Raw genomic sequence first — 26,457 nt, forward strand, 5'->3', positions numbered from 1 at the left:
TTTCGGATTTTTTCTCAATTTTTGAGAAAGTTATTTAAAAGCATACAATTATCAATAATTCTAGGCTTGCCATTTTTCATCCGTCATTATAGAATTGTTAATAAATAGTAAGAAATAGCATTAAAGTGTTTCAGAAACTATCGATATTATATATAAGGTTGAACTGTTTCTCTGCATAAACATCATAATCTTTAGGTGGCAAATGTTTTAGTTTGCGAACCGTCTTTTGTTTTCATTAAGCACATTAGTGAAATAATAAAATTAAGCAATATAAACAAAAAATAAAAAAATAATGAGGTCATTATGTACAGCAGGAATAAAGAGTGGGTATTTGTTGTTCTCACCTGCTTTTTTGAATTGTGTTGGGTATTTGGTTTTACTACTGCGAGCCAGTGGTGGCATTGGGTGATTGTTGTATTAGTCATTATTGTTGATTTTACGTTTTTAACTAATGCATGTAAGACTATTCCTACAGGCACTGTCTATGCAATATTTTCTGGTGTTGGCGCGATTGGCTCATTACTGATTGATATGGTTGTATTTGGCAAACAAATTAAACTGATTGAAATATTTTTTGTAGCATTAATTATCATTGGTGTTGTGCAATTAAAACGAGCTGATAGCTAATTAACTAAAATTTGGATTGAGATATGGGATGGTTATTTATTTTAACTGCTGCAATTTTCGAAGTTATTGGCGCGATAGGTCTTAAGCTATACTCGCAACAAAAAAGCTTGTTGCGATTAATGTTTTATTGGGGCGGTTTTTTTGTTTCATTTATACTATTTTATTTTTCACTCAAGTATCTAGATTTAAGTATAGTTTATCCAGTGTGGGTAGGGTTAGGTACTTCAGGTGCGGTTTTGGCTAATATGCTTATCTTCAATGAACCGAAGAATTTCACTCGAATATTTGGTCTGAGTGTGATTATTATCGGTATCGTTGGTTTACATGTTACCGTTTAGTTGTAAATGAGTTTTCATTCTGACAATTATATTAATTTGAGAATAGAGGATTTGCATTAGAATATAAAGTTATATAGAATATCCCCACTAACTAAATGGGTTGTTAGCTCAGTCGGTAGAGCAGTTGACTCTTAATCAATTGGTCGCGGGTTCGATCCCCTCACAACCCACCATTTTTATCATTAATAATCAATTCATTACGTAATTTATCACTTCTGTTAAAATTATCATAAAAAACCAAATGGCGGTTGATTTTATTTATTGAGTATAAGAAAGGCTGGTAACCGCGCCTTTTTGTTTAATGAAAATCAATCCCACATATCGAAGCAACATGCAAAAATCTCAGTTGAATTGTACGGCTTGTTCGGCAACCCTTTGTTTTAGTTTACTTTTAATTCAACAATATTAGTGCCATGAATTTTTGAGCCATTTTCTTGTTCAACTAATTTGTAGATCGTTTTGTCAACATTGCAAGATGCTACTATTGATATGCTATTTAGTGCTATATATGAAACGAAATAGTAAAATTTAAATTTTTATGAACTTACCTTTTAAGTAAGTCCGGAATTTGCTGGGGCAGTCGAGTTGCTTATTAACTCTGGATATATAATGCAATAACGCGCGCCATTAGTCAGCGATTATTTTACTTTTTTTAATTTTTCTTTTAAAAGTTTTAGACCTTCAAATATTGCTGCTTTCTGAGTGCCACAGATTATAGCCAACTCTTTTAATAGCGCAGACTCATCTTCGGTTAAATATGTGCCCGGCAGGCGAGGACGCCCCGCATTCCTATCTCTGTATGCTTGTTCATTTTTGCGTTGTTTTTCTCTATTCATAATTTAACTCTGAATCTGTATTGATATAGCAATCGTCATCAGGTTTTGATTGGTAACGGTATACATTAATTTTTTTACTATTACATGTCATTAGTAACAAATGTCTATTATCATAATTTTGATTGTATAATTGCCAAAATGCCGCTTTTGCTATTTCAAAACTGGTAGTATTTGTTCTAGTTTCTATTAGAATATCACTACCTCCTCGGCGTTGTTTTAATACATAGATTCTATATGTTTTTAGATTCTCAGATACCGCCATTTTCTGCCTCTGCTTTCATTATTTTTATTTGTGATTTGCTGGGATTTGTGACCTAACAAATTCATTGTATCAACACCCTGTGCACGGTACAACCGCTCTGATAGAGATCTGATCTCATGATATGAGGGAGGGGTGCCAATCCAATAGTTTCGGTCATAAAAAAACTCATTACTAAATTCTGAAAAATATTGAGTTAGCGAAAACAATTTAACTTGTTTTCTGTTATTTTTATTAAAAGTTTTTTACCCGTACAAATGTTGTTTATTACATGTTTTAATGTCATATCTAATTTTTCACAATATAAATTGAGGGGCAACACTATTTTTGCACCGGTTTGTATTGTTCTATGAACAAGTACACGTCTTTTATATCCGACCTCTGTATAGCAACTATATCAGATCGTCGTTGGCCTGTTACTAATGCTATAATCATTACCTGATAAAAATATTGTTGTCTCGATTTTTAGCAGAATCAAAAATTTTCTAAATTAATCAAATGTTAATCGGCTACGTTTTTGTGGCGTTCTTGGGGGCTTAGTGGAATGGTTGGATCTGTCGGAAAATGGCTATTTGAAAAATATTTAAAGGGCGGTAGGCGTATTCGTAAAACGTTCGCATCCAAGGGCGAAGCGTTGGCATATGAAGGCTATATCGAAGAACAAGTAGCTACCAAACCTTGGATTGATGAAAAGCAAGATAGGCGTAGGCTGTCAGATCTGATCGAGCTGTAGCACAACGCGCATGGAAAAACATTCAGCGACGGTGAAAATGTCTATAAAACGCTATTATTTATTGATGAAAGTATAAATAATCCAATAGCCGCAAATTTTGCCGCTAAAGACTTTACAGAACACAGATCTAAAAGACTAAGCTGTGAAATTTATCGAAGTGAGCGAGTTAAGACAGATTCATAACAGACATTAAACTTAGAGCTAACCTACGTCAAGGCGATGTTTAACGAACAGATCAGGTTGGACTAATAGACATAAAGACCAGTCGAGCTCATTAGAAAATATAGAATTGACAAGCAGAAAATGGGGTATATAACACCCGATCAAATCAGAAAATTGTTAGCCCTCAGCAAAAGAGAGCAAAATCAAGGATTTGTTGACGATCATAAGAATCTGTTTAGCAACCGGTGCACGCTGGAACGAAGCCGAATCATTGCAAGATAAACAGCTGAAAAACCAGTCTATTACATATTTAAAAACAAAAGTTAAATAGTTGAACAATACCCATCGATGAAACATTATTTAACGAATTCGACAAAAGAAAAGGGGCATTATTTACTCCATGTTATTCAGCTTTCCGATCATCAATTAAACGCGCACAGATAGAATTACCAGTTCGGTAACTATTCCTCGTTTTGCGTCATACATTTGCAAGTTATTTCATGATGAACGGCAGCAATATTTTAGTATTACAAAAAATACTAGGACATTCCGATATAAAAATGACAATAAGATTTGCGCATTTTGCCCCGATCTCTTCTAAGATGCAATAAAATTAAACCTGTTTAATAACATTTAAAATGGCGGTAAAGTGGCGGTTTAGCTAATCTATACATTATTTTATGAATGCTTATTAGTCTTTTAACTCATTGACTATTTTGTAATTTATTGAATTTCAAAGTGTGTACATAGAACTCTTAATCAATTGGTCGCCGGTTCGATTCCCTCACAACTCACCATTCACCCGATTTATCCAATAAGATGATAACTCTTCTTCGAAAATAATTATTGATTTATTAAGGCGTTACATATACTATTTCTCTTTTATGAAGTTGAATCATAAATTTGTTATGATTCTTAATAACACGTTATAATTATTTAAGTATATAAATTTCAAATGTTTTCACTAACTACAGGCCAAGCAATTCTAATTCTGTTAATAGTTGCACCGTTTTATTTTTGGTATATCTATTTACCGATTCTTCTCATAGGTATTTTTTTGCTTTGTTTCAATAGAAAGAAGCGGGAAAATCAAAAAAATAGATTTTATTACAAAGTTGGTAAATTTTTAATTGGATTTATCATTGTTAGCTTAATTATTTCATTATTAAGCATTTTGTGTTTACTTAATAGCTGAATCTTTTTTGAGATGATGCTGATAAGATAAGAGTATTGAATGCTAATTGAAGTGCAGGTATTTAATTGAACTTGAACAATTTTTTCAATGTATGAGATTGAATCGACTACCGAAATCTTTTAGTTGGGTATTTGTATTTTATCAAAAATAATGAGTAATTGTCGTGCTGAGTAACCTATTAAATAGTTTAGTTTGATTATAAAAAGTTCTGAATCAAGTGTATAAATCAATGAAAATTGATAATTACTTTAAGGGACTCATCACTCAAAAAGTAATATACTAAAAAGTAATCCGTTTTCTTTTAACTTTTTACTTTATTATTGAGGAGTGATATATTACATCAAGGTATTGAGTGGATGATAAACGTTATATGTTTAATGGGTATTTTTTTAATAGCTCTTTTCTGATCCCTCATACCCCAGCATTTATTCTATTTTTTCCTGAATTGTGTGTTTATTGAGTTTGTATAGATCATTTTTACACTAAGATTTATGGCGAGTCTTCATTTTTTATTTCAACTAACTTATGAGTCATAATATGAATTCATATCTATTACTTTTTATTGCGATTATTTGTGAAGTGATTGCAACTTCTTCATTAAAGCTTTCTAACGGTTTTACGCATTTAATGTATTCAATAATTACTATTATTGGTTATAGCGCGTCATTTTATGTTCTTTCATTGGCCTTAAAAACTATTCCTGTCGGTATTGCTTATGCGATTTGGTCGGGAATCGGGATTATTATTATCAGTTTGATAGCTTGGATCTTTATGAAGCAATCTTTAGATCTAGCAGCGTTAATTGGTATGGGCTTTATTATATTTGGTGTGGTTATTATTAACCTATTTTCAAATGTTAGCGGGCATTAATATAAACATATTGCGTTGATAATAACTTAAATACTATTTGAACGTTATCTGACTGTAGTTCGCGTTTGAACATAAAAAACCGGAGTTGTACTCCGGTTTGCGTTTTTTAAAATATTTCTAAGCTAATTATAATAGCTTGTTTCTCAACTTAGATTTCATTAGCGTGTTGTTTTAAGTAGCTAGCAACGCCATTTGGATTTGCTTGCATTCCTTGCTTTCCTTTTGTCCATTGTGCAGGGCAAACTTCGCCATGTTCTTCATGGAATTGGAAAGCATCAACAATACGTAGCATTTCATCAATGTTACGACCGATTGGTAAATCATTAATTGTTTCATGACGAACAACGCCTGATTTATCAATAAAAAATGATGCACGAAGAGCAACACCAGCTTCAGGATGTTCAACACCATAAGATTGCATAATGCTATGCTTTATATCAGCAACGATAGGGAATTTCACTTCTCCAATACCACCTTTATCTTGTGGTGTGTTACGCCATGCATTATGAACATATTCTGAGTCCATTGAGACACCAATTACTTCGACACCACGTTTTTTGAACTCTTCTAAACGGTGATCAAATGCAATAATTTCTGATGGGCATACAAAAGTGAAGTCCATAGGCCAGAAAAATACTACGGCATATTTACCTTTAATATGCTCAGCTAAATTAAAATTATTTACAATTTCGCCAGTACCTAGTACTGCTGCTGAAGTAAAATCTGGTGCTTTACGAGTGACTAATGTCATAAAATTTTTTCCTTGTGTAGCTAATGTATATACTGAATATGCGTTTTATTATATCAATCTTAGCCAATACGCCAAGTCGTTATCAGCAATTGATTTCATAAGTTTAACCTATGGTAAATAAATTATTATTCGGTTTTAATTATCGTTTTATTGGGTTTTCCCTTATTTTTAATGTCTCGGTGACGTTGTTTTAGCTTTTTCTTTTTAGTCTCTTCTTGCTTTTTAGCCGCATTTTTCTGTTTAGCTTTTTGCGAAGGTTTCTTTTTTGTTACTGGTTTAGGTGCTTTGGTTTTTGGGCGTAGTTCATCAATTGTTCTTAATTTGATAGGCTCACGAATATAACGTTCAATTTTTTGTAATAACTCATTATCGTGTGCCTCAATCAACATAATTGCTGTACCTTTTTTCCCTGCTCTAGCGGTTCGACCAATTCGATGTAGATAAACATCAGCCGTTTTAGGTGCATCAAAATTTATAACATGGGTAATATCGTTAATATCTATCCCTCTAGCAGCAACATCAGTTGCTACCAGTACGTTGACCGTGTTGTTATTCATCCGTTTGATGGCTTCGTTACGTTTGGCTTGAACCATTTCTCCTTCTAAATAACAACTATGAATTCCAGCTTGATGCAGCAGTGAAACCAATTCATGTACACGTTCACGTTTACGAACAAAGACGATAGTTTTTTTAACTTCTTTCTGCTTTAATAAGTGAGTTAACAACGCGACTTTATGTGTTAAATCATCAGCACGATAATAAAATTGTAAAATCTTCTTTCGTTCTTTTCGAGAAGGATCTGCATTGATTTCAATAGGTTCGTTAAGAATTCGATTAGCAAAACTATGTAAACCTTCTCCTTCTAACGTTGCTGAAAATAATAATGTTTGTTTACGCCAGCGTGTTTCAGCTGAAATGGTTTCAACGTCTTGAGCAAACCCCATATCTAACATGCGATCGGCTTCATCCAAAATGAGCATTTCAACTGCACGACAATCAAAATTTTCTTCTTTAATGTATTGTAATAGACGTCCGGTTGTTGCAATGACTATATCCTGATTTTTGCTGAAAACTTCGGCATGATTCATATAAGCAACCCCACCTGTAATCGTGGCTATACTCAAGTGTGTTGACTTGGTTAGTAGTTTTGCCTGTTCAGCTATTTGCATAGCTAATTCTCGAGTGGGGGTTAAGATTAATATTCTTGGAGGTCCAGGTTTTCGACGTGGAAAATCAAGCAGATGTTGTACCGCTGGAATTAAAAATGCCAATGTTTTACCGGTTCCTGTCGGGGCTGATCCTAGAACATCTTTACCGTCTAGGGCTACAGGGACAGTTTGTGCTTGTATTGCTGTGGGTTCGTTAATGTTTTGCGCTTGCAGATTTTCAATTAAAATATCATCTAACTGTAAATCAGAGAAAGTTTGCGTTGTCATAGTGCTCTTCTAATCTATCATTTTGCCCCACATTATAACGGCAATCGCTATAACTACAATCTTTATCAGCAACCAATCATATTATATGAAAGTAAAAATTGTTTTAATTGCAGACGCTTTATTTGATAGGCAACTACTGGCGTATGAGCTTATCATAAGCTGGGGATTATGATAGAATTATGATTTTTAGAAATTATAAAATACTATTCACTCTTTATCAAAATTGATGGTCGAATTATAAATATGACAGAATCTTTTTCGAACGATAAATATAACCAGCAGTTACAAAATAAAATAATCAATTTAAAAACGATATTATCTGATTTTCAATTACCCGAGTTAGTGACTTATTCTTCACCTATTAGTCATTATCGAATGCGTGCTGAATTTAGAATTTGGCATAATGGTGATGAGCTTTATCATATAATGTATGATAAGAAGAAAAGAGTCAGAATAGATAGTTTTCCTATTGCCTCAAAACTGATTAACAAGGCAATGCAGTCAATTTTACCTTTAATTCAATACAACGATAATTTACGTCATAAGCTTTTTCAAATTGATTATTTCTCTACACTTAGTGGGCAGTTATTAATAACACTTTTGTATCATAAAAAATTAGGTGACGAATGGATAATTGCTGCTGAGCGTTTAAAACAACAATTAGCTGAACTAGGAATTAATGCTAATCTGGTTGGTCGAGCAAGTAATCAAAAAATTGCCATTGATGCTGATTATGTTGATGAGGTTTTACCAATATTTGATAAGGCTTTTAAATATCGACAAGTTGAAAACAGTTTTACTCAACCTAATGCGGCTATCAATATAAAAATGTTGGAATGGGCTGTTTTGGTAACTAAAGAGTCTAAAGGTGATCTTCTAGAGTTTTATTGTGGTAACGGTAATTTCTCTATTGCATTGGCTCAAAATTTTAATAAAGTCTTAGCAACTGAGATTGCAAAAGCTTCCGTCTATTCAGCACAACATAATATCAAAATCAATAATATTGATAATTTAATTATTGTGAGATTATCTGCTGAGGAGTTTACTTCTGCCATTAGGAAAGAGAGGGATTTTAATCGATTAAATGGTATTAATTTAGATGATTATCATTGTCAAACTGTGTTGGTAGATCCTCCTCGAGCGGGATTAGACGATAAAACGATTAATATCATTCAAAGTTATGATCGAATTGTCTATATTTCATGTAATCCTTATACTTTAAAAGATAATTTGCAACAACTTACTCAAACGCATTATATAGAACATTTTGCTATGTTTGACCAATTTCCTTATACTGATCATATTGAAACAGGTATTGTATTACGTAAAAAGGAATATCAATAATATTCAAAAACGGTTAATCTGGTTTAAATAAGATAAATTTTATGCCAAATTAACTGTTTTATTCCAATTATTTCATATTAAGTGGTTTAAAAAGCAAAAAAAAACCCTAGATAAACTAGGGCTGCATTAAATTGCAAGGAATGGATGAAAGGAAATAAAACAATGAAACAATACTGTCTAGCCTCATGAATCATTGTGGTGCTACTATAGCAAACCTAAACAGACGTTTTAATGACTGCAAAATTACAAAATAGTCACTGAAATGTCATGATGTCATTTGACTTCCTAATATATCCTATAACTGCATTATGCAATTTCGATAACCTGATAAAACATTAAGGAATATTCAATATGAAATTGTTAGTTGTTGAAGATGAACAAAAAACCGGTGAATATCTTCGTCAAGGTTTAGTTGAATCAGGATTTATTGTAGATCTTACTGATAACGGACTCGATGGTTATCATCGAGCAATGACTGAAGATTATGATCTGATTATTCTTGATGTAATGCTACCTGATATTGTGGGTTGGAAAATTGTACAGTCTTTGCGTGAAGCAGGGAAAGATACTCAAATTATTTTACTTACTGCAATGGGAAGTGTTGAAGATAAAGTGAAAGGACTCAATTTAGGCGCAGACGACTATTTAGTTAAACCTTTTTCTTTCGCTGAATTGTTAGCAAGAATTAAATCCTTATTAAGACGAAACGTTCCACAAGTCAATAATTATCAATTAAGCATTGCTGATTTAATTATGGACTTACCTAAACGAACAGTAACCCGAGGTGATAAAAGAATTGATTTAACGAATAAAGAATTTTTATTACTAGAATATTTTTTACGTTATCCCGGAGAAGTTTTACCAAGATCCCTTATTGCTTCACAAGTATGGGATATGAATTTTGACAGCGATACCAATGTAATTGATGTAGCAATTAGGCGATTGAGGAACAAAATCGATGCCGATTTTGAACCTAAATTAATTCATACAGTCCGTGGAATGGGATATAAATTAGATGTCTTGGATGAAGCAGAGTAACTTCATATCGTTTCGTATACCACTTATCGTATGCCTGCTAACCTGCGGGCTACTTTATTGTTTCAGTTATCTTATTGAACATACGTTTGAAAAAATTTCAATTCAGCAAAATGTTTCGGAATTGAATTCAGTTATTACCTCAATTGAACGTGAACTTACCTATTATTCACCCGATGAAAATCGAGATGAATTCTTTCAAAATCTACTACTCATTTTGACCGGTCATCATCATCTATTTGTTTATATCATTGATGATTCAGGAAAAATTGTGTATCGCACTCGTGGTCCTAATTTATCTATTGCTTTATCACAAGAAGATTTTGAACGATTGATTACCGAAAATAGTACGGCGATTTGGAATATCGATAAATCATCTTATCGTATCGGTGCTTCCAGAGTTCTACTGGATGAAGGGCGTCAATATACGACAATAGTTGCAGTAGCGCGCAATTTACAGCTTGAATTTATAAATCGATTGAGAAATGGATTAGGTTTACTAATTGCTATTTCTTGTGTGTTAGCATTGATTGGATCGTTAATTTCCATTTATTACACACAAAAACCAATTAATCGTTTAATTAAAAAAATTGAACGAATTAATATGAAAAGCTTAAATTATCGTATTTCAACAGCTTCGGTTCCTGTAAAATATGTGAGTTTGGTTAAGGCGTTTAATAATATGCTTCATCGAATGGAAGATGTCTTTGAACGACAACGCAATTTTACCGCAGATATTGCCCATGAAATGCGAACACCAATCACAAATCTAACGACACAAACGCAAATTGTTTTAAATAATGCGCGCTCTACAGAAGAGTACCGAGAAATTTTATATTCTAATTTAGAAGAGTATGAAAAAATGTCTCAGATGATCTCGGATATGCTTTTTTTAGCACAAGCCGATAATCATCAGCTAGTACCTAATCTTATCGATATAGATTTACATTCGATGATTAGTTTAATGTGTGAATATTTTGAACCTTTGACTGATGAGAAAAATATTACTTTTGAACTTGAAGGTAATTGTTCTCATATTCAAGGCGATAAAATGATGTTAGGGCGGGCGATAAGTAATATCATCTCCAATGCGATTCGTTATACCCCTGAAAATCAAACAATTAAGATTAAATTGGGTCAACTCACGCAAAAACGAATTCAAATTATCATCTCTAACCCTGGTAAAAAGATTGAAAGTCGTCATTTACCTCATCTTTTTGACCGCTTTTATCGAGTTGATGAATCGCGTCATCGAAATAACAAAGATAGCTCAGGTACCGGAATTGGTTTGGCTATTGTAAAATCGATTATCGATACACATAAAGGTCATATTTATGTTGAATCAGATGATCTGTCTACACGTTTTATAATCAATCTTCCGACCGTTATTTAACATCATAATCACTTATTAAGAGATTAGCTGCAGCGTATGCGGCTTTTTCTCTTAGATCTTGCGGTACTAGTTGATTATCGACTACTTCATTAAGTACCATCATTACCGCACCTAACGCATCTTCAATATAACCTAAATCATTACTGCCAATTTGAGCATATCTTTCACGAATTAGCTCATGATATTTGTTCATATTATTATCTTCCTATTTATTGAAACTCAAATACAATTTAAATAAACGCAGTTAACATTTGATAAACTTCATTGGATGTGATTGATTGCATCGTTTTATCTTTTGAAATGATGCTGTGTTGGTTTTTGCCATATCCTCCAATTAGGTTTGGATCGGTTTTTCCAAATAAAGTTATATTAGGACGATCTAGTGCCGCTGTTAAATGGCTTAATCCTGTATCTACTGACACTACAGCTTTTGAACCCGCAATAACCGTTGCGATTTCGTTAAGAGAAAGCTTTGGTAATACTTCAACGTGATTAAATCCTTGTGCTAAGCGTAAAGCCCGTTCTTGCTCATGAGGAGCTCCCCACGGTAGTTTAATCCTTAGTCCTGTTGGTTGAATTAATTTAATTAATTCTCGCCATGCTTCTTCTGTCCAGTGCTTTTCTTCGCGAGTAGTAGCATGAAGGAATACTAAATATTTCTGGTTATCATCAGGTAATGCAGTTAAGAAATGACGAGCAATAGCATAATCACCGATTGAATCAGGTTGCAAGTAATTAAGACTTTTAGCAAACAGCATCCGAACACGTTCTATGGCATGCATCTGTTTAGGGACATGATGTTTAACATCATAAAACCAACTAGCGATGGGTTCTTTGATGCTTTGTCGATCTAAGCCATGCTTAATACCTCGCGCTTTACGAGTAATTAAAAATGCGCTTTTTATTAAACCTTGAGCATCAATGATGCAATCATACTGTTGTCGTCTTAAATGCTCTATAAATTGGTGGCGTTCTTGACGAACCGTTTTAGCAAACCAGTTTTTTCGCCAACGCCTTATTGCAACTGGGATAACTTCATCTACAGCAAAATGCCAACTTGGAATCTGTGAAAAGTTTTCTTCAACTACCCAATCAAATGTAATATTTGGTAGATTGTTGGCGGCATCGGTTAAAGCCGGTAAAGTATGCAACACATCACCCATTGATGAAGTTTTAACAACCAATACACGCATAATTAATTACTCTTTTCACAGCGAACGATAAGTTTCATCAATGTTTCAAAAACATGATCGGGTTTTATATCAATTAGACTTTGATGATAACCTTGCTCACTATCACCTTTACGAACTCGGTGGTAGCCAGTAATGAGTCTAATGACTTCTGCTTTATTTGATAATGGGGGAGTAAAATCAGGGCTACTTGGTCCATAAAGTGCAACTAAAGGCTTATCAAGTGCAGCTGCAACATGCATTAAGCCTGAATCATTAGTGACAATTGCTTTACATGCCGCAATCAAGTTGATCGCTTGTTCTAATTTTGTTTGGCCAGCAAGATTAATACACTGATCACCATGCGCCATTTTGGCAATAATCTGTTCTCCAACAGCTTTATCTTTTTCTGAACCAAAGATAATAATTTTAGCATGTTGTTTTACTATCAAATCAGCCAATGCAGCATAGTGATAATCAGGCCAACGTTTAGCAGGGCCAAATTCAGCGCCAGGACAAAATCCAATTAAAGGAACATCTGTAGGAATATTAAAGTTTGATAATGCTTGCTCAACCTCATCCTTTTCAACACTCAGTTTTGGCCATAAAATTGGTTGAGGAATATCTTTTGCTGAATGGATATCTTGTTTAGGGTAGGCAAGGGCGACATAACGTTCGACCATTAATGGAAAAGCTTTTTTATCAAGTATGCGCATATCATTTAATAAACCATAACGCATCTCACCCTTCCAGCCAGTGCGTTTAGGAATTTTAGCAAAGAAAGGAATCAGTGCTGATTTAAATGAGTTAGGTAAAATGATTGCTTGGTCGTATTGACGTAATTCTTTTCCTAGTTGGTAACGTTTAGTTAATGCAAACTCCCCATGATTAATTGGCATAGCAATTGATTGATTGACTTCAGGCATTTTATTCAATAAAGCACGGCACCAAGCTGGTGCCATTACATCAATTTCAATACTTGGCTCTAGATGCTTTAAAGTGCGATATAAACTTTGTGACATCATCATGTCACCAACCCAAGATGGACCAATAATCAGGGTTTTCATTGTTGTTCCTCTTATTGCTCGTTTAACCATTTCATATATTCAGTTGTACCTTGTGCAACTGTTTTAAACTCAATTGGACATCCTGTTTTTCTAAATTTAGTCAAATCAGCTTGAGTAAAGCTTTGGTAACGTCCTTTCAGGTGTTCTGGGAAAGGGATATAATCAATTTCACCTTTTTGATGATAATTTAAAACTGCATCAGCTACTGATTGGAAAGATTCAGCTCGTCCAGTTCCACAATTAAAGATGCCAGAAACATTATTTTTCCAGAACCATAAGTTTACCTCAACGACATCTCCAACATAAATAAAATCACGTCTAAAATTATCACTTCCAGTAAATAATTTAGGTTTTTCCCCTTTATTGATTTGTTCATTTAAATGGAATGCGACGCTAGCCATGCTACCTTTATGGTTTTCCCGTGGACCATAAACATTAAAATAACGAAATCCACAAATTTGTGAATTTGCTTGTGGTAATATTTCACGGACATATTGGTCGAATAAGAATTTTGAATAACCATAAACATTTAATGGTTTTTCATAGGAACGCTCTTCAATAAAATTATCGCTCCGACCACCATAAGTGGCAGCTGAGGATGCATATAAAAAAGGAATATCAAAATCTAAACAATAATGGAGCAAATCTTTAGAATAATTATAATTATTTTCCATCATAAATTTGCCATCCCATTCTGTTGTGGATGAACAAGCACCTTGATGGAAAATAACTTCAATATCAAGATTTTCGCCAGATATTATTTCTGCTATAAATTCATCTTTATCCATATAATCAGCAATATCTAAATCGGCTAAATTTGAAAATTTAGTACCATCAGTTAAATCATCTACCACTAAAATATCTTTGTGCCCTAGATCATTTAATCCTTTAACGATATTACTTCCAATAAACCCAGCACCGCCAGTAACAACAATCATAATCACAACCTTTAACTAGTAAAAATAATATAATAACGATTTATTGGCAAATTTTCGAGTATTCATTTCTACATCTTAGTTTTGTTGCTAATGAATTTATGATAAAAAATGACACGATTTAATGGTATATATCAGTTATGTGAATCATACCTATGAATTTTTCATTAACATCAAGTACTGGTAAAACTGTTATTGGTCTTGGCTTGTGTTGTTCCATTATATTTAAAGCATCTGATACTGTTTGGTGTTGTTCAACTATTACAGGAGTTGATATCATCAACTGAGTAACATTGATATTTAATAAATCTGGATAAGTCTTTAGCTGTCTTCGAATATCGCCATCAGTGATTATACCAAGTAATGCATTTTCCTTATTTACTATTGCAACTGCACCTATTCCAGAATTAGTCATCACAAAAATGGCATCAGAAATAGATTTTTCTGCAGTAATCGATACCTGTCTATTGTGTTTTTCAACCAATTGCTTAACAGTCATTAAACGAATTTGCCCTAAACTTCCGCCTGGATGATAAAAAGCAAAATCATTTTTGGTAAATTTTTTAGCGTTCATAACTGAAATTGCTAAAGCATCACTTAATGCTAATTGGACAGTAGTACTTGTAGTTGGCGCTAAATTTAATGGGCATGCTTCATTAGTTATATGCGCGTCTAAATTATATGTTGCAAATCGGGCTAATGTCGATGAAGGATTACCACAAATTGAAATTAGTGGAATGTTAATTTTTTGTATGGTGGATAAAATATTAAGAATCTCGGCGGTTTCTCCGCTATTTGATATTGCAATAATGGTGTCAAATTTAGTAAGGCTACCTAAGTCACCATGGATTGCTTCAGCTGGATGTAAATAAAATGATGGTGTTCCAGTACTCATAAATGTAGCTGAAAGCTTACGAGCAATATATCCTGGCTTTCCCATTCCAGTTACGATAACTCTTCCTGACGTATTCAAAATTAACTCGACAGCATTAAAGAAACTTTCGTTGATGGTATCAACAATATCCTCTATTGCAGCTGCTTCTTGTTTTAAAACTTGTTTCGCCATTTTTAAAGTTTCACTTTTAAGTGTCAAAAGGTTCGCAGATTTTGTGGTCATATCTCAATTATCCTTATTTATAAATTGATTTAATTGAATTAATTCTGTCAACAACGAATTAAACATGTTTAGAAATTGTACTAATAAAATGAAAAATAATTTTGATGATTCACAAAATACTTACGATGAAAAAGTGAAAGTTTGATTGGGATCACAATTGTTAAACTTGGTTGTGAAAGTGTTAAAAGATTAACATTTTGTGAATTATTTTATTACTACAATGCCCTCAAATTAATCGAGAAATTAACTATGAAACAAGAATTACCGAGATACAAAAGAATTTTAGAGTACTTAGATGAATATGATGTTGCCAATATCAATTCATTATCTAAGCTATTTTCAGTTTCGCATATGAGTATTAGGCGTGATTTAAAGCTTTTGCAAGAAAAAGGCCTAATAAAAGTATCTTATGGTGGTGAAATAAAGAGGAGTTTTTTAAATGGTACCCCTCTATATAACATCAAGCAAAATCGATTTTCAGAAGGAAAAAAGAAGGTAGGTAAAATTGCAACAGGATTATTGCAACCAGGAATGGTGATCTTTATTGATGCAGGCACAACAATGCGAGAATTTGCATTGAACATCAATGTTCCTATTACAGTTATTACTCCAGATTTACACGTTGCTCTTGAATTATCTTCTCATCCAGAAGTGAATACCATTATTTGTCCTGGTGAAATACAAGCGTCTAGTGCAGCCATTTATAACTCACAATCAATGAAGTATCTATCTGAACAGGTTATCGATTTGGCATTTATTGGCGCTGATGGTTTTAATCTTGAAGATGGCGCATTAACGACATCTCAAATTAAAGCTGACTGTAAATGGATGGCCTTAACCCGATCTATTCAATCTGTTTTGCTTGTTGACAGCAGTAAATTAGGACTTAGATGTCGATTTAAAATCTGTGATTTGAGTCGCTTTAATTACCTTATAACTGAAAAGCAATTTCCAAGTAATTTTGAAAAGCAATTATTAAAACAGGATATTAAATATATGTTTGAAGTCGTGTAACAAACTACCTAATGGTAGATGTATAAAAAGTTCATTAACTGAACTTAATTTTTGAGAGGAAGCAAAAATATGAAAGTAGCCGTTGTAGCTGATGATTTAACAGGTGCTAATGCCACATGTGCTTTATTAAGCAAAAAAGGGTTTAACGCGATCACTTGTTTGGAAAAATTTAATGAAGATCTTAGCAAATTTGATGTTATTTCGTTTGCAACAGATTCTCGTTCAATACCTTATAAAGAGGCATATTCGCGTGTTGTTGATTGCATAAATCAATTTAGTAAATATCAACCTTTAATTAGTAAACGAATTGATTCAACATTACGAGGAAATCTAGGAGCAGAAGTTGATGCCGTTATTGATAATGATCCTAATTTAATGGCTTTAGTTGTTCCAGTTTACCCATCGAGTGATCGTATCTGTGTAGGTGGTTCTTTATTAGTTAATGGCGTTCCATTACAAAATACAGCGATGCGTAACGATCCTAAAAATCCGATGACTGAGTCTTCAATTATTGAATTATTTCGATGCCAATCCCGTTATCCAGTTTCTCATATTGCACTAAAGGATGTTTTAGAAGGCAAAGATAGAATTGAGCAACGGTTAAAACAAATATATCAACAGGGAGGACGAATTGTCATATTTGACGCAACAACAGATACGGATATAAGCGTTATCGCTCAAGCAGCTAATAATATTAATTTGCCTGTTTTTTGTGTAGATCCTGGACCATTTACTGCGCAATTTGCAGATCTTCGTTATTCGTCTGAAAAAAAAATGGCAAACAAAGTCTTTGTTGCAATAGGAAGTGTTTCGGATCTTACTCAAAGACAAATTAAAAAATTGAGATATGACCGGAAAGTTTGGTTAGAAACAGTTTTAGTCGATGAATTAATTGAGATTGCAAAAGACACAAAGAAAGCTAAACCTATCGTCGATAAATTGTTAGAAAAAGTCGAACAATTTGATGTTATTGGTATTGATACAGTTGAAATGCCTGAGCATGTCTGTGATTTAAGTAAACTCGCTACTAAACATAATATGAATAAGAGCGAAATTAGCAACACGTTAAATCAAGCCATTGCTGAAATTACTGCACAGGTATTACTCCATCCTGAATCTATCATACGTGGCATTTATACCAGTGGAGGTGATGTAACCGTAAATGTTGTTAATCGCTTAGGCAGTAGTGGGTTCTTGCTAAAAGATGAAGTAGAACCATTAACAGTTTACGGGCATTTGGTTGGAGGACAATGCGATGGTTATTCGATTGTAACTAAAGGTGGTTTTGTTGGTAATGATAATACTTTAGTTCATTGTATCGATTATCTGAGTACAAAAATTTCATCACATGAAAGTTTAAAGCATTAATAACCCTGAGTTAATTTAGTTAATAAATAAAAATAGAGTTTAATAAATTCTGAAAAAAGTTAAAGGAGTAAGACATGAACCATCGTAGCTTAATTGGCGTGCCTATGGGCGATCCAGCAGGAATCGGTCCTGAAATTGTTGTTAAAAGTATCGCTGCATCAGAAACGTATAAATATGGATGTGTAGTGGTAACTGGTGATAAAAAAGTATTAGAAGATGCCTGTAAATTCTCCAAAGTAAATTTACATATCAATCAAATAACTGATCTTTCACAAATACAAGATGAACCTAATGTTTTGAATCTTATTCAATGTGGCCAATTAAATTATGACACTTTCAAAATTGGCCAAATTGAAGGCCAATGTGGGCAAGCTGCATTTAATTATATTAAAGTTATAACCGAGCTTGCTATGCAAAAGAAACTTGATGCTATAGCAACTACACCAATCAATAAAGAGTCGTTAAAAGCAGGAAATGTTAATTATATCGGTCATACCGAGATATTAGCAGACCTTACTGGCAGTAAAGATCCTTTAACCATGTTTCAAGTTAGAGATTTACGAGTCTTTTTCCTAACACGCCATTTGGCTCTTATCAAAGCCATCGAATCATTAACACCAGAAAGAGTATGTGATTATGCTATCCGTTGTAATGAAGCATTAATCAAATTAGGTATTGATAAACCTAAAATGACCGTTGCAGGAATAAATCCTCACTGTGGTGAGCATGGTCTTTTTGGTCATGAAGATGATGATGTCCTATTACCTGGTATTGAGTTGGCTAAACAACAAGGGATTGATATTAATGGTCCGAAACCGGCAGATAGTGTTTTCCATTTTGCCATGGGTGGGGGATATGATGCAGTGTTATCTCCGTACCATGATCAAGGTCATATTGCAACGAAAATGGTTGATTTTCATCGTACTATTTCAATTACCAATGGTATGCCTATTCTCCGTACTTCAGTTGATCATGGCACAGCAAATGACATTGCCGGTAAAGGAATAGCCAATCCAGTTAGTTTGATTGAAGCAATTCGTTTAGCTGCGCTTTACGCACCAAATTTCAAACGTTAGTAAGTATTTATACTTATAACTATTTATTTTTCGATAGTGATTATCATTGTCGAAGGAGGGTTTGCATATGTCTAAAAAAGAAAATAATAAAAAATCACTTTATCCTTATGTCTTATTAAATGGCATTATTCTAGTGGTTGTAGGATTAATTGTTTTTTATTTAGGAAGTTTACATAGTATTGAAAAAAGTAGCTGGCGAATGGTAGCTGGTTTGCTTGTTGCAATAACTTTATTACTTTTTATGATTTTAAAAACAAGAATTCAAGCATTTCCTGCATTAATTATATCTGCTGTAATTACGGGATCATTAGGGGGAATGCCTGGTGAGTTTATGATAGCAACAATTAGTAAAGGCTTTGGTAACACACTTGGTAACATCGGAATTGTAATTGGTTTTGGTGTTATGATGGGGTCTGTTTTGCAGATGAGTGGTGCTGCACAAAAAATGGCTCAAGTTTTTATTAATTTATTAGGGAAAGGAAGAGAAGAATTAGCCCTAGTTATTATAGGATTATTAGTTAGTTTGGCTGTTTTTTGTGATTCAGCATTTATTGTCCTATTACCTCTTGTAAAGGCAATTTCTCGTAGTACAGGTAAGTCCGTTGTGGGACTTGGTTCAACATTAGCAATGGGATTAGTTATTAGTCATAGTATGATCCCGCCAGCAGTTGGGCCATTTGGTGTTGTTTCTCAGTTTGGTATTGGACTAGGTGAATATATGCTATGGGCAATGGTTGTAGCTATACCCATTACTATTGCTGGATTTATTTATACTCGTCATGTGGGTCGTAGCATTTATCAAATTCCAACTGAAGATGGTGAAAACTTCACACGGGAACGCTTGACTGTTACATCACAAAATATACAAGATGACCAACAATTACCAAGCGCATTAGCATCTTTTGCACCAATAGTTACTCCAATTATTCTGATATTAACTGCGACATTAGTTAATGAAATGAAATGGGATAACTCTATTGCTATTATGTTAAAAACTATCGGGCACCCAATTGTTGCTGTTGGAATTGGGTTATTAATCGCAATAATGGCCTTAACCAATTCATTCCCAAGAAAAGATGTTGTACATCAAATGGAAAATTCAATTCGATCAGCAGGTATTATATTGCTTGTCATTGGTGGCGGTGGCGCATTAGGAATGGTGTTGCGTGATTCAGGGACAGGGCAAATAATCGCAGAGTATATTGTTCAAATTGGAGTCCCAGGTATTTTGTTACCGTTGACAATCTCGACTTTGATTCGACTAATACAAGGATCAGGTGTGGTTGCAATGATTACAGCAGCAAGTATTACTGCCCCAATGATTGGGACACTAGGTGTAAATCCAATTATGGCAGGGTTAGGGTGCTCTATTGGATCATTTATGTTCTCTCACTTCAATGATGCATACTTTTGGGTGGTTAATCGTTCATTAGGGGTTACAGAAGTTAAAGAACAAATTAAAGTTTGGAGTATGACAACTACCGTTCTTTGGGCTGCAGGAACGGTTACATTATTAGTTGTTAATGCAATTTTCTTCTAAAATAAAAAAGGATAGCGTAAAGGAATATGCTATCCTTAATATCTTCTATAAATTTCAATTTAATAATTTTGCAGTAACTAAAATATATCTAGCTAAGTTAATATAAGGTTCGATTTGGCAGTATTGTTTTTCAATTTCTAATAACTGATCAAAATGAGTTTCTGCTTTTGACTTATTAGTTAAATAGTCATGAAAGACTCGGATTCCTGTTTTATTCGTAATCTCAAAACTTTGTTCAATTAGCCATTGATACACTTGATTTGGATCACGAGGATAATCAGGCGATAAGGTTTTCTTTTTGCGTTTAGCAAGTCCTGATTGAGTATATCCAAAGTTACCTAATGTCACCGTTTTAAATAATAGTCCATGATAGTTATAAAACATTAAAGATAAATAACCCTCTTTTTTTAGATGTCTTTTTAAAGATTGGATTATCTGTACAGGATCAGCTACCCACTCTAATACAGCATGGCAAATCACAAGATCAAAAGGTTGATCGATAAACTTATCAAGATTTTGAATTGAACAATGAATAAAGTTTAAGGTTAAATTTTCTTGCTGCGCTTGATGGCTAGCTAAATCCAGCATTTGTTTGGAAATATCACAAACAGTTATATTATGTCCTAATTTGGCAAGTCTACACGCTATTTGTCCTTGACCACCACCAGCGTCAAGGATGTTGATAGGTTTAGGATATTTGGCTAATATGTTTTCAAGTTCTTGCCAAACAATAGCTTCTCGGATTTTGCCTTTAGTTGTACCATAAATATTTTTGGCAAATTTATGGCTAATATCATCAAAATTACGATCGTTAACAGTCATATTTATTATTTAATTTAGTTACTTCTAAATTAATCTGAGCAATTTTTTCTGACATTTGTTGATAACATTGTTCCATCAAAGTTCTTGCATCTTCTTTACGTAAATTTTTTGTCTCAATAGGCGAGAGCATTTCGACAATCATATGACCATTATTGAGGCGATTTAGCTTAATGTTATTTGTATCCGATACACAAATTGGCACAATAGGGACTCCAGCTGCAATAGCTGCTTTAAATGCGCCTGTTTTAAAGGGTAACAAACCTCGCCCTTTACTACGGGTTCCTTCAGGAAACATCCAAATTGATATACCACGTTTTTTTATTTCTTTAACGACCAAATTAATCGTATCACGAGCTTTTGATTTATTGTTACGGTCAATCAAAATATTTCCTGTAAGGTAATAAAGTTGACCAAAGAATGGAATCAAAGCAAGGCTTTTTTTGCCTACCGTAACTGTTTTAGGCTGTACAATATCAGCAGCGACAACCATATCATAATTATTTTGGTGATTAGCAATAAATACACAGCTACCTAAATTTTCAATTTCGGGGTATTTACGAGTATCGACTTTTACTCCTAATATTGGTTTAAAGAAAAAGCTGAAAAGATGGGCAAATCGAGCCACATTTTTGGGGTTGCGAGGATTGAATAAGCAAAAAATAACGCCTAGTACACAAGTTAAAATACCAATAAATAACACGATGATTAAGCGAAAAAGAAAAACCATAATTTACCTCATAAGTTAACTTGGCGTATTATATACGTAATCTATAAGAATATACAGTTTGTTAAATATCGCTTTGAAGGATGTTTATGCACGAATCAACAATCATTTGGGATGAAAATCAAACCCCAATTTCTCGTTATTTTGATGATATCTATTTTAATACCAACGGCGCAATCGATGAAACTCGTTATGTGTTCATTGAAGGAAATAGTTTATATGAGCGTTTTTTGCTACATCAGCGCGAAAGCTTCACTATAGCAGAAACAGGTTTTGGTACAGGTCTAAGTTTTTTAATTGCTTGGCAAATGTTCAAACAATTTAGAGAGAATAAACCTAATAGTCCCCTTAAAAGATTGGATTTTTTTAGTGTTGAAAAATATCCTTTATCTGAAAAAGAAATGTCAAAAGTTCATAGTAAAATAATCAACAGTAATGATTCTTTGAGTTTACTAGCCAAACAATTAAGAGATTCTTTAAACGAGTCTCAAAGTATTGTTTTAGATGATACTCATTTAGTTATTTGCTATGACGATATCACTCACTATCCAAAGTTTTTAAAACAACAAAATTGTTTGATTGATGTTTGGTTTTTTGATGGTTTTTCACCTGCAAAGAATCCTGAAATGTGGTCGGAATCGCTTTTTAAAAAGTGCTATGACTTAACGAATGAAGGAGGTTCTTTTGCTACTTTTACTGCGGCAGGCTTTGTTCGACGTAATTTAATCAATGCAGGTTTTAATGTCAAAAAACATAAGGGATTTGGGGTTAAGCGAGAAATGCTTATTGGCAGTAAATCTTAATTTAGTTTGCCAATTTTGACAAACTAAATTAGAGTTTGAAATTAATTAAATTCAAATTGATAAATAAGATCTAAAGTTTGCGCTAGACCAGAAGCAGCTTCCACGTATAAATTTGGTAAAAGTCTATATCGTAAGGTAAACGTTGCTAATGAGTCAAAAATACCTACACCGTATTTTAATTGTAGATTAGGTAAAATATAGCCGCTCACTACCACTTTTGAATTATTGCCTGCTCCTTGAGTATCTAAAGTTAGATTTTTAATTCCAAAAGCATTACCTATATCACCGATGAATTTTCCTGTTTTTGCTGTCCCAACACCGACTAAAAATGCCGTCATCATATCGTTGTCACTCTGATCGGAGCTATCAAGACCTTGACCTCGAATTAAATAAGAAAGTGCTTCTTGTTGTGACATAGCTGGATCAGAAAATATTTCGATCTTAGGATCTTCTGTAGATCCTTTAACTCGAATCCCTGCTGTAATATTGCTATTATCCATTGAGTCAGGATTTCTTATTGCTTCTATGTCTAAGATAGCTTGATCGGTTGGTCCTGAAAAAGTGACAACGCCTTTGTGGATAATTAAATCTTGTCCATAGGCATGGAATCGACCATTAGGAATAAGAATTTCACCATGTAAATCTAACCCTTTATTAGTCTGTGTTGCGATCAATTTCCCTTTTAATGATGCTTTTAATCCAAATGCATCGACCGTGACGTTATCACCAATATTGATTTCGATATGACTATTAATTTTCATACCAAAGTTTTGTGGTTGAATTTGTTTATAGTTCCTATCCAACATTACTTCATCAGGAGAAACATCAATACTTGAAGGCGGAAGTGAATCAACCGTAATTTTACCTTTTGGAATTGAAACTTTACCAAGTACCGTTAGTTCATCTTGCGTTGCCTCGATCTTAATGTCTGGAATGACAGACATAACAATCATTGGCGGTACAGTAACCTCCATAGCGGCACCATTTACAGTTATATTAGCTTGCCATTTTTCAAAGTTATTCCAACTAGCTTGGCCATTAATATTGATATTTCCAGATTTAGTTACTAATACACCTTTTAATGTTGATGATTTACCATTAAATTTAATATCAACCATAGCGGATTTTACATCAATTGGTAATTGATAAGTCTTAATATCACTATGTCTTAAATTGATGCCACCATTTAAGATTGGGTCCATTAATGAGCCAGAGAATTTGATATTACCATTGATAGCGCCTTTGGCATATTCATCTTTACTCAATAACGGATTCACAATCGCTAATGCCAAATTGTCAATATTCAATTGGCCACTTAACTCTTTTTTGGCGGTAGGATCTTTAATTAATAAATCGCCAGTGATCTTTCCTAATTTATTTAAACTAAAACGCCAATCTAGCTTAGCTTGTTGCTCATTAAATTCTGCATTGATATTGAATAAATCAAATGGAATCGGCAAAGCTTGATTAGTGATCATTTGTTTAACATAAACTTTATTACTAGTTATATTTGCTTTGATACTTGGAATTTTGCTTGAGTCATCAAATTTAATATTTGCCTTTCCATTTATGAAACCATCAATTTTAGTTTCACCATCATTTGGAATAGGTAACTTAGCCAGATCAATATCTTTTAATGTAATTGATGTTTCATTATTTGGCGCAATGGAAAATGATTTATCTAAACAGATACTTGAAATATTATCACGCCAACAATGAGCGCCAATAGTTGGAATTTCTTTAGTGATATCATAAGAAAGACTGATCGGCTTGGTTAATTGCCAACGGCTCTTATCACCTAATGTTATTAAACTACGTGGTATATTTCCAGTCCATATAGTATGTTCTTTATCAAGTTCACCTGTTACAGAAGTTGTCATGGAAAGAGGGCTACCATCAAGATTGATGGTTAAAGTGTGATGAGCTTCATTACCTGAAAGTTCTATGTTAGCTTTTTTGATACTTTCACTTGCAATATCGATATTTTGACCAACTAGATTCAATTGACCACTAAATTGATTGGTATATTGAACTTTGCCAGTTAGGTTTGCCTTGGCTATCGAAATAGATTCATAACTTAATGAGTTAATATTTAAATTTGTATTAATAACAGGGGAAGCACTATTTCCTGTCATTTTAATATTACCTACAACAGCACCATTAAGATTATTAACCAGTAATGATAAAGCACTTAAATTAAGTTGCGCATTCAAATTTCCCTTATCTGTAGAACCATTGATGTTAATTTGGTTTTTACCCCAAACCATTTCAAGGTTATTGGCTGATATAGAGTGGTTAGAATCAGCTAACAAATTGCCATTTGCTAAAAAGTTTGCTTGTTTTATATTACCTTTTAACTGCATATCCGGTATATTTAATTGCCATGAATCCTTATCGAATGCCCCTGTGGTTTTTAATTGTCCGGCTAAACGAATAGGGTAGTCAGGTAATTCTTTAGTAAGATCAACATTATCTAATTTTATATTAGTATCCCATTTTAAAGCTTTTTGCCAATCTAAATGACCTGTAATATTAATGCTACCTTGAGGTAATTTAATATTAGCATGATCAAAGGAAGCTGATTGATTTGTTCCATTACCAATAACGTCGAAACTGGTATCAGGTAAACCTTCACCTTTAATATCGCCTTTGGCTAGCATATTATATTTTTCGGTATTTCCATCTAATGCGATATCAAAATTATCTAACTGATATTGTGGCTTACCTTCAATTGGCCATTGAATATGTTTACCATTGATTTTAGCCATTAATGGTAAATATTTCTCAATAAAGTTAATTTGCCCATCAATAGTAATTTGATTCAATCCGGTAATATTGGTGTAAGTGGACAATTGACCTAATAATTTTCCTGAAAACTGTCCATTAAGATGATTACTTTCAGTATCCACTTTCACTAAAGCAAAAATAGGCCAATCATCGCCTAAGGTAATCTGCCCTGATACAAAAGCATGCCCATTGGCATATGGTGTTATAGCATCAGTTTCAACTTGTTTTACAATAATATGATTATTAATCATATCCGTTTTAATACTAACCTGGTTGAAATGGTAATCTTGACCACCAATATGTAGCAACCAATTGTTACCGGTTAAACTAGTAACATCAAAATCTAATGGAATATTAACTTGTGGTAGTGACGTAATTAGAGGTTGATTAAATATTTGGTTAATTTTTTGATTTAATGGTAAATCATCATTTGAAGTAGTAATTGATTTATTATCATCAGTATCGGCAAAGATAGCTGATAAATCCATAGCAACTGATGGATAAACATAAATTTTTTCATTCACCCATCTAGCTTTACCGGTAAAGTCTGACATGCCAAATTGCATATCATTGACTTTTACTTTGACATTAGTGATATGGGTCTGCTTAAGATCAATTGGTAGTGGTGTACTAATTGTTTCTCGTTTTTCGGGAATAGGTTCATCTGGTGAACGATTGATTTTGTCAGTATCAATAATAACGCTTACACCATCAGCATCAAACTGTTTGACACAAATTTTGGTTTGAATCAAACATGAACCATTCAATTTGAATTTTGCATCTTTTACTTTAACATCAATGCCCGGAAGTTCTAATGACAGCCCTTGAAGGTGTAAATTATGAAAAGTGCCATCTATTTGTTCAATTTTTAATTCTGGTAAAAACTTATTAAGTACGTAAGTTGTTAGTTTTACACCTAAACTGGTATAGATCATCAAAATAATAAAGGTGATGAGAAAAACAAAAATGGATAACACGACAATACTGCGTTTTTTCCACTTTCGGATTCGCTTTATTTTTTCAGCTTTTTTTACTCTATTTGGATTTTTTGCCATT

At 33.4% G+C, this 26,457-nt stretch carries 25 protein-coding genes and 1 tRNA gene; 14 read left to right on the top strand and 12 right to left on the bottom strand.

The window, feature by feature from the left end; all coding sequences use genetic code 11:
- The first annotated feature begins 303 nt into the window (after positions 1 to 303).
- The 3 genes from J3U27_RS08010 to J3U27_RS08020 all read left to right on the top strand — a co-directional run bounded on the left by J3U27_RS08010 (position 304) and on the right by J3U27_RS08020 (position 1,138).
- Positions 304 to 627 carry a DMT family transporter gene (locus J3U27_RS08010; protein WP_065734479.1) on the top strand — a complete coding sequence of 108 codons (324 nt, stop codon included), beginning with the start codon at positions 304 to 306 and terminating at the stop codon, positions 625 to 627.
- Between the two features lie 23 nt (positions 628 to 650).
- The gene (locus J3U27_RS08015; RefSeq protein ID WP_065563283.1) at positions 651 to 965 is read left to right on the top strand and encodes a DMT family transporter; all 315 of its coding nucleotides are present in this window, start codon (positions 651 to 653) and stop codon (positions 963 to 965) included.
- Positions 966 to 1,062: 97 nt separating this feature from the next.
- A tRNA-Lys gene (locus J3U27_RS08020) sits at positions 1,063 to 1,138 on the top strand.
- 465 nt (positions 1,139 to 1,603) lie between these two features.
- On the opposite strand, the gene J3U27_RS08025 is transcribed toward J3U27_RS08020, so the two are convergent.
- Together J3U27_RS08025 and J3U27_RS08030 are read right to left on the bottom strand one after the other, a co-directional pair.
- The gene (locus J3U27_RS08025) at positions 1,604 to 1,801 is read right to left on the bottom strand and encodes a hypothetical protein (RefSeq protein WP_267377219.1); all 198 of its coding nucleotides are present in this window, start codon (positions 1,799 to 1,801) and stop codon (positions 1,604 to 1,606) included.
- Entirely contained in the window at positions 1,794 to 2,063 is a 270-nt protein-coding gene (locus J3U27_RS08030; RefSeq protein WP_065734477.1) for a hypothetical protein, read from the bottom strand. The genes J3U27_RS08025 and J3U27_RS08030 overlap by 8 nt, the downstream gene beginning before the upstream one ends.
- A gap of 541 nt (positions 2,064 to 2,604) precedes the next feature.
- On the opposite strand from J3U27_RS08030, the gene J3U27_RS08035 reads away from it, so the two are divergent.
- The 3 genes from J3U27_RS08035 to J3U27_RS08040 all read left to right on the top strand — a co-directional run bounded on the left by J3U27_RS08035 (position 2,605) and on the right by J3U27_RS08040 (position 5,020).
- Positions 2,605 to 2,793: a hypothetical protein gene (locus J3U27_RS08035; protein ID WP_267377221.1), complete on the top strand. Its 189-nt coding sequence runs from the start codon at positions 2,605 to 2,607 to the stop codon at positions 2,791 to 2,793.
- Positions 2,794 to 3,458: 665 nt separating this feature from the next.
- Positions 3,459 to 3,566: a hypothetical protein gene (locus J3U27_RS11655; protein ID WP_416380556.1), complete on the top strand. Its 108-nt coding sequence runs from the start codon at positions 3,459 to 3,461 to the stop codon at positions 3,564 to 3,566.
- Positions 3,567 to 4,687: 1,121 nt separating this feature from the next.
- Positions 4,688 to 5,020 carry a DMT family transporter gene (locus J3U27_RS08040; protein ID WP_065563209.1) on the top strand — a complete coding sequence of 111 codons (333 nt, stop codon included), beginning with the start codon at positions 4,688 to 4,690 and terminating at the stop codon, positions 5,018 to 5,020.
- Between the two features lie 148 nt (positions 5,021 to 5,168).
- On the opposite strand, the gene J3U27_RS08045 is transcribed toward J3U27_RS08040, so the two are convergent.
- Complete coding sequence (locus J3U27_RS08045; RefSeq protein ID WP_065563210.1) at positions 5,169 to 5,771, bottom strand: peroxiredoxin C; 603 nt, start codon at positions 5,769 to 5,771, stop codon at positions 5,169 to 5,171.
- A gap of 125 nt (positions 5,772 to 5,896) precedes the next feature.
- Positions 5,897 to 7,207: an ATP-dependent RNA helicase SrmB gene (srmB, locus tag J3U27_RS08050; protein ID WP_267377222.1), complete on the bottom strand. Its 1,311-nt coding sequence runs from the start codon at positions 7,205 to 7,207 to the stop codon at positions 5,897 to 5,899.
- Between the two features lie 243 nt (positions 7,208 to 7,450).
- Here srmB and trmA point away from each other — a divergent pair, with 243 nt between their 5' ends.
- The 3 genes from trmA (at position 7,451) to J3U27_RS08065 (ending at position 10,979) form a co-directional block, all read left to right on the top strand.
- On the top strand, positions 7,451 to 8,551 hold the full coding sequence (gene trmA / locus J3U27_RS08055) for a tRNA (uridine(54)-C5)-methyltransferase TrmA (RefSeq protein WP_267377223.1): 1,101 nt from the start codon (positions 7,451 to 7,453) through the stop codon (positions 8,549 to 8,551).
- A gap of 351 nt (positions 8,552 to 8,902) precedes the next feature.
- Entirely contained in the window at positions 8,903 to 9,589 is a 687-nt protein-coding gene (locus J3U27_RS08060) for a heavy metal response regulator transcription factor (protein WP_065563213.1), read from the top strand.
- Complete coding sequence (locus tag J3U27_RS08065) at positions 9,567 to 10,979, top strand: heavy metal sensor histidine kinase (RefSeq protein ID WP_081299540.1); 1,413 nt, start codon at positions 9,567 to 9,569, stop codon at positions 10,977 to 10,979. Before J3U27_RS08060 ends, J3U27_RS08065 begins: the two co-directional genes overlap by 23 nt.
- Here J3U27_RS08065 and J3U27_RS08070 read toward each other — a convergent pair.
- From J3U27_RS08070 to J3U27_RS08090, 5 genes are all read right to left on the bottom strand, one after another.
- Positions 10,972 to 11,172, bottom strand: coding sequence for a YaeP family protein (locus tag J3U27_RS08070; RefSeq protein ID WP_065734473.1), 201 nt, complete (start codon positions 11,170 to 11,172; stop codon positions 10,972 to 10,974). The two genes, J3U27_RS08065 and J3U27_RS08070, sit on opposite strands and share 8 nt — an antisense overlap.
- Before the next feature lie 37 nt (positions 11,173 to 11,209).
- A complete protein-coding gene (gene rfaC, locus J3U27_RS08075) occupies positions 11,210 to 12,172 on the bottom strand; it encodes a lipopolysaccharide heptosyltransferase RfaC (protein ID WP_267331405.1) in 963 nt (320 codons plus the stop codon).
- Positions 12,173 to 12,174: 2 nt separating this feature from the next.
- Entirely contained in the window at positions 12,175 to 13,215 is a 1,041-nt protein-coding gene (gene rfaF, locus J3U27_RS08080; protein WP_220224830.1) for an ADP-heptose--LPS heptosyltransferase RfaF, read from the bottom strand.
- Positions 13,216 to 13,226: 11 nt separating this feature from the next.
- Complete coding sequence (gene rfaD / locus J3U27_RS08085) at positions 13,227 to 14,153, bottom strand: ADP-glyceromanno-heptose 6-epimerase (RefSeq protein ID WP_065563218.1); 927 nt, start codon at positions 14,151 to 14,153, stop codon at positions 13,227 to 13,229.
- Between the two features lie 118 nt (positions 14,154 to 14,271).
- Positions 14,272 to 15,267 (bottom strand): KpsF/GutQ family sugar-phosphate isomerase, encoded by a 996-nt coding sequence (locus tag J3U27_RS08090; protein ID WP_267377224.1) that lies wholly within the window; start codon positions 15,265 to 15,267, stop codon positions 14,272 to 14,274.
- Positions 15,268 to 15,516: 249 nt separating this feature from the next.
- Here J3U27_RS08090 and J3U27_RS08095 point away from each other — a divergent pair, with 249 nt between their 5' ends.
- The 4 genes from J3U27_RS08095 (at position 15,517) to J3U27_RS08110 (ending at position 20,265) form a co-directional block, all read left to right on the top strand.
- The gene (locus J3U27_RS08095; RefSeq protein ID WP_141673957.1) at positions 15,517 to 16,281 is read left to right on the top strand and encodes a DeoR/GlpR family DNA-binding transcription regulator; all 765 of its coding nucleotides are present in this window, start codon (positions 15,517 to 15,519) and stop codon (positions 16,279 to 16,281) included.
- A gap of 69 nt (positions 16,282 to 16,350) precedes the next feature.
- Complete coding sequence (locus J3U27_RS08100; RefSeq protein WP_065563221.1) at positions 16,351 to 17,649, top strand: four-carbon acid sugar kinase family protein; 1,299 nt, start codon at positions 16,351 to 16,353, stop codon at positions 17,647 to 17,649.
- A gap of 74 nt (positions 17,650 to 17,723) precedes the next feature.
- A complete protein-coding gene (gene pdxA / locus J3U27_RS08105) occupies positions 17,724 to 18,725 on the top strand; it encodes a 4-hydroxythreonine-4-phosphate dehydrogenase PdxA (RefSeq protein WP_267377225.1) in 1,002 nt (333 codons plus the stop codon).
- A gap of 199 nt (positions 18,726 to 18,924) precedes the next feature.
- A complete protein-coding gene (locus J3U27_RS08110; RefSeq protein ID WP_065563268.1) occupies positions 18,925 to 20,265 on the top strand; it encodes a GntP family permease in 1,341 nt (446 codons plus the stop codon).
- Positions 20,266 to 20,319: 54 nt separating this feature from the next.
- On the opposite strand, the gene cmoM is transcribed toward J3U27_RS08110, so the two are convergent.
- Together cmoM and J3U27_RS08120 are read right to left on the bottom strand one after the other, a co-directional pair.
- A complete protein-coding gene (gene cmoM / locus J3U27_RS08115) occupies positions 20,320 to 21,087 on the bottom strand; it encodes a tRNA uridine 5-oxyacetic acid(34) methyltransferase CmoM (protein WP_267377226.1) in 768 nt (255 codons plus the stop codon).
- Positions 21,077 to 21,814 carry a 1-acylglycerol-3-phosphate O-acyltransferase gene (locus tag J3U27_RS08120; RefSeq protein WP_065734458.1) on the bottom strand — a complete coding sequence of 246 codons (738 nt, stop codon included), beginning with the start codon at positions 21,812 to 21,814 and terminating at the stop codon, positions 21,077 to 21,079. Before J3U27_RS08120 ends, cmoM begins: the two co-directional genes overlap by 11 nt.
- Before the next feature lie 86 nt (positions 21,815 to 21,900).
- Here J3U27_RS08120 and mnmD point away from each other — a divergent pair, with 86 nt between their 5' ends.
- Complete coding sequence (gene mnmD / locus J3U27_RS08125; RefSeq protein WP_065563225.1) at positions 21,901 to 22,614, top strand: tRNA (5-methylaminomethyl-2-thiouridine)(34)-methyltransferase MnmD; 714 nt, start codon at positions 21,901 to 21,903, stop codon at positions 22,612 to 22,614.
- Positions 22,615 to 22,655: 41 nt separating this feature from the next.
- Here the strand turns inward: mnmD and J3U27_RS08130 are convergent, their stop codons facing one another.
- Entirely contained in the window at positions 22,656 to 26,456 is a 3,801-nt protein-coding gene (locus J3U27_RS08130; protein WP_267377227.1) for a translocation/assembly module TamB domain-containing protein, read from the bottom strand.
- Between the last annotated feature and the right edge of the window lies 1 nt (position 26,457).

This window comes from Gilliamella sp. B2911, assembly GCF_026536965.1.
Classification (GTDB): domain Bacteria; phylum Pseudomonadota; class Gammaproteobacteria; order Enterobacterales; family Orbaceae; genus Gilliamella; species Gilliamella apicola_E.

Bases quoted from the DNA above. Each gene is read 5' to 3' on its own strand.
- J3U27_RS08010 (WP_065734479.1), top strand. From the start codon at position 304: ATGTACAGCAGGAATAAAGAGTGGGTATTTGTTGTTCTCACCTGCTTT.
- J3U27_RS08015 (WP_065563283.1), top strand. From the start codon at position 651: ATGGGATGGTTATTTATTTTAACTGCTGCAATTTTCGAAGTTATTGGC.
- J3U27_RS08025 (WP_267377219.1), bottom strand. From the start codon at position 1,801: ATGAATAGAGAAAAACAACGCAAAAATGAACAAGCATACAGAGATAGG.
- J3U27_RS08030 (WP_065734477.1), bottom strand. From the start codon at position 2,063: ATGGCGGTATCTGAGAATCTAAAAACATATAGAATCTATGTATTAAAA.
- J3U27_RS08035 (WP_267377221.1), top strand. From the start codon at position 2,605: ATGGTTGGATCTGTCGGAAAATGGCTATTTGAAAAATATTTAAAGGGC.
- J3U27_RS11655 (WP_416380556.1), top strand. From the start codon at position 3,459: ATGAACGGCAGCAATATTTTAGTATTACAAAAAATACTAGGACATTCC.
- J3U27_RS08040 (WP_065563209.1), top strand. From the start codon at position 4,688: ATGAATTCATATCTATTACTTTTTATTGCGATTATTTGTGAAGTGATT.
- J3U27_RS08045 (WP_065563210.1), bottom strand. From the start codon at position 5,771: ATGACATTAGTCACTCGTAAAGCACCAGATTTTACTTCAGCAGCAGTA.
- srmB (WP_267377222.1), bottom strand. From the start codon at position 7,207: ATGACAACGCAAACTTTCTCTGATTTACAGTTAGATGATATTTTAATT.
- trmA (WP_267377223.1), top strand. From the start codon at position 7,451: ATGACAGAATCTTTTTCGAACGATAAATATAACCAGCAGTTACAAAAT.
- J3U27_RS08060 (WP_065563213.1), top strand. From the start codon at position 8,903: ATGAAATTGTTAGTTGTTGAAGATGAACAAAAAACCGGTGAATATCTT.
- J3U27_RS08065 (WP_081299540.1), top strand. From the start codon at position 9,567: ATGTCTTGGATGAAGCAGAGTAACTTCATATCGTTTCGTATACCACTT.
- J3U27_RS08070 (WP_065734473.1), bottom strand. From the start codon at position 11,172: ATGAACAAATATCATGAGCTAATTCGTGAAAGATATGCTCAAATTGGC.
- rfaC (WP_267331405.1), bottom strand. From the start codon at position 12,172: ATGCGTGTATTGGTTGTTAAAACTTCATCAATGGGTGATGTGTTGCAT.
- rfaF (WP_220224830.1), bottom strand. From the start codon at position 13,215: ATGAAAACCCTGATTATTGGTCCATCTTGGGTTGGTGACATGATGATG.
- rfaD (WP_065563218.1), bottom strand. From the start codon at position 14,153: ATGATTGTTGTTACTGGCGGTGCTGGGTTTATTGGAAGTAATATCGTT.
- J3U27_RS08090 (WP_267377224.1), bottom strand. From the start codon at position 15,267: ATGACCACAAAATCTGCGAACCTTTTGACACTTAAAAGTGAAACTTTA.
- J3U27_RS08095 (WP_141673957.1), top strand. From the start codon at position 15,517: ATGAAACAAGAATTACCGAGATACAAAAGAATTTTAGAGTACTTAGAT.
- J3U27_RS08100 (WP_065563221.1), top strand. From the start codon at position 16,351: ATGAAAGTAGCCGTTGTAGCTGATGATTTAACAGGTGCTAATGCCACA.
- pdxA (WP_267377225.1), top strand. From the start codon at position 17,724: ATGAACCATCGTAGCTTAATTGGCGTGCCTATGGGCGATCCAGCAGGA.
- J3U27_RS08110 (WP_065563268.1), top strand. From the start codon at position 18,925: ATGGTAGCTGGTTTGCTTGTTGCAATAACTTTATTACTTTTTATGATT.
- cmoM (WP_267377226.1), bottom strand. From the start codon at position 21,087: ATGACTGTTAACGATCGTAATTTTGATGATATTAGCCATAAATTTGCC.
- J3U27_RS08120 (WP_065734458.1), bottom strand. From the start codon at position 21,814: ATGGTTTTTCTTTTTCGCTTAATCATCGTGTTATTTATTGGTATTTTA.
- mnmD (WP_065563225.1), top strand. From the start codon at position 21,901: ATGCACGAATCAACAATCATTTGGGATGAAAATCAAACCCCAATTTCT.
- J3U27_RS08130 (WP_267377227.1), bottom strand. From the start codon at position 26,456: ATGGCAAAAAATCCAAATAGAGTAAAAAAAGCTGAAAAAATAAAGCGA.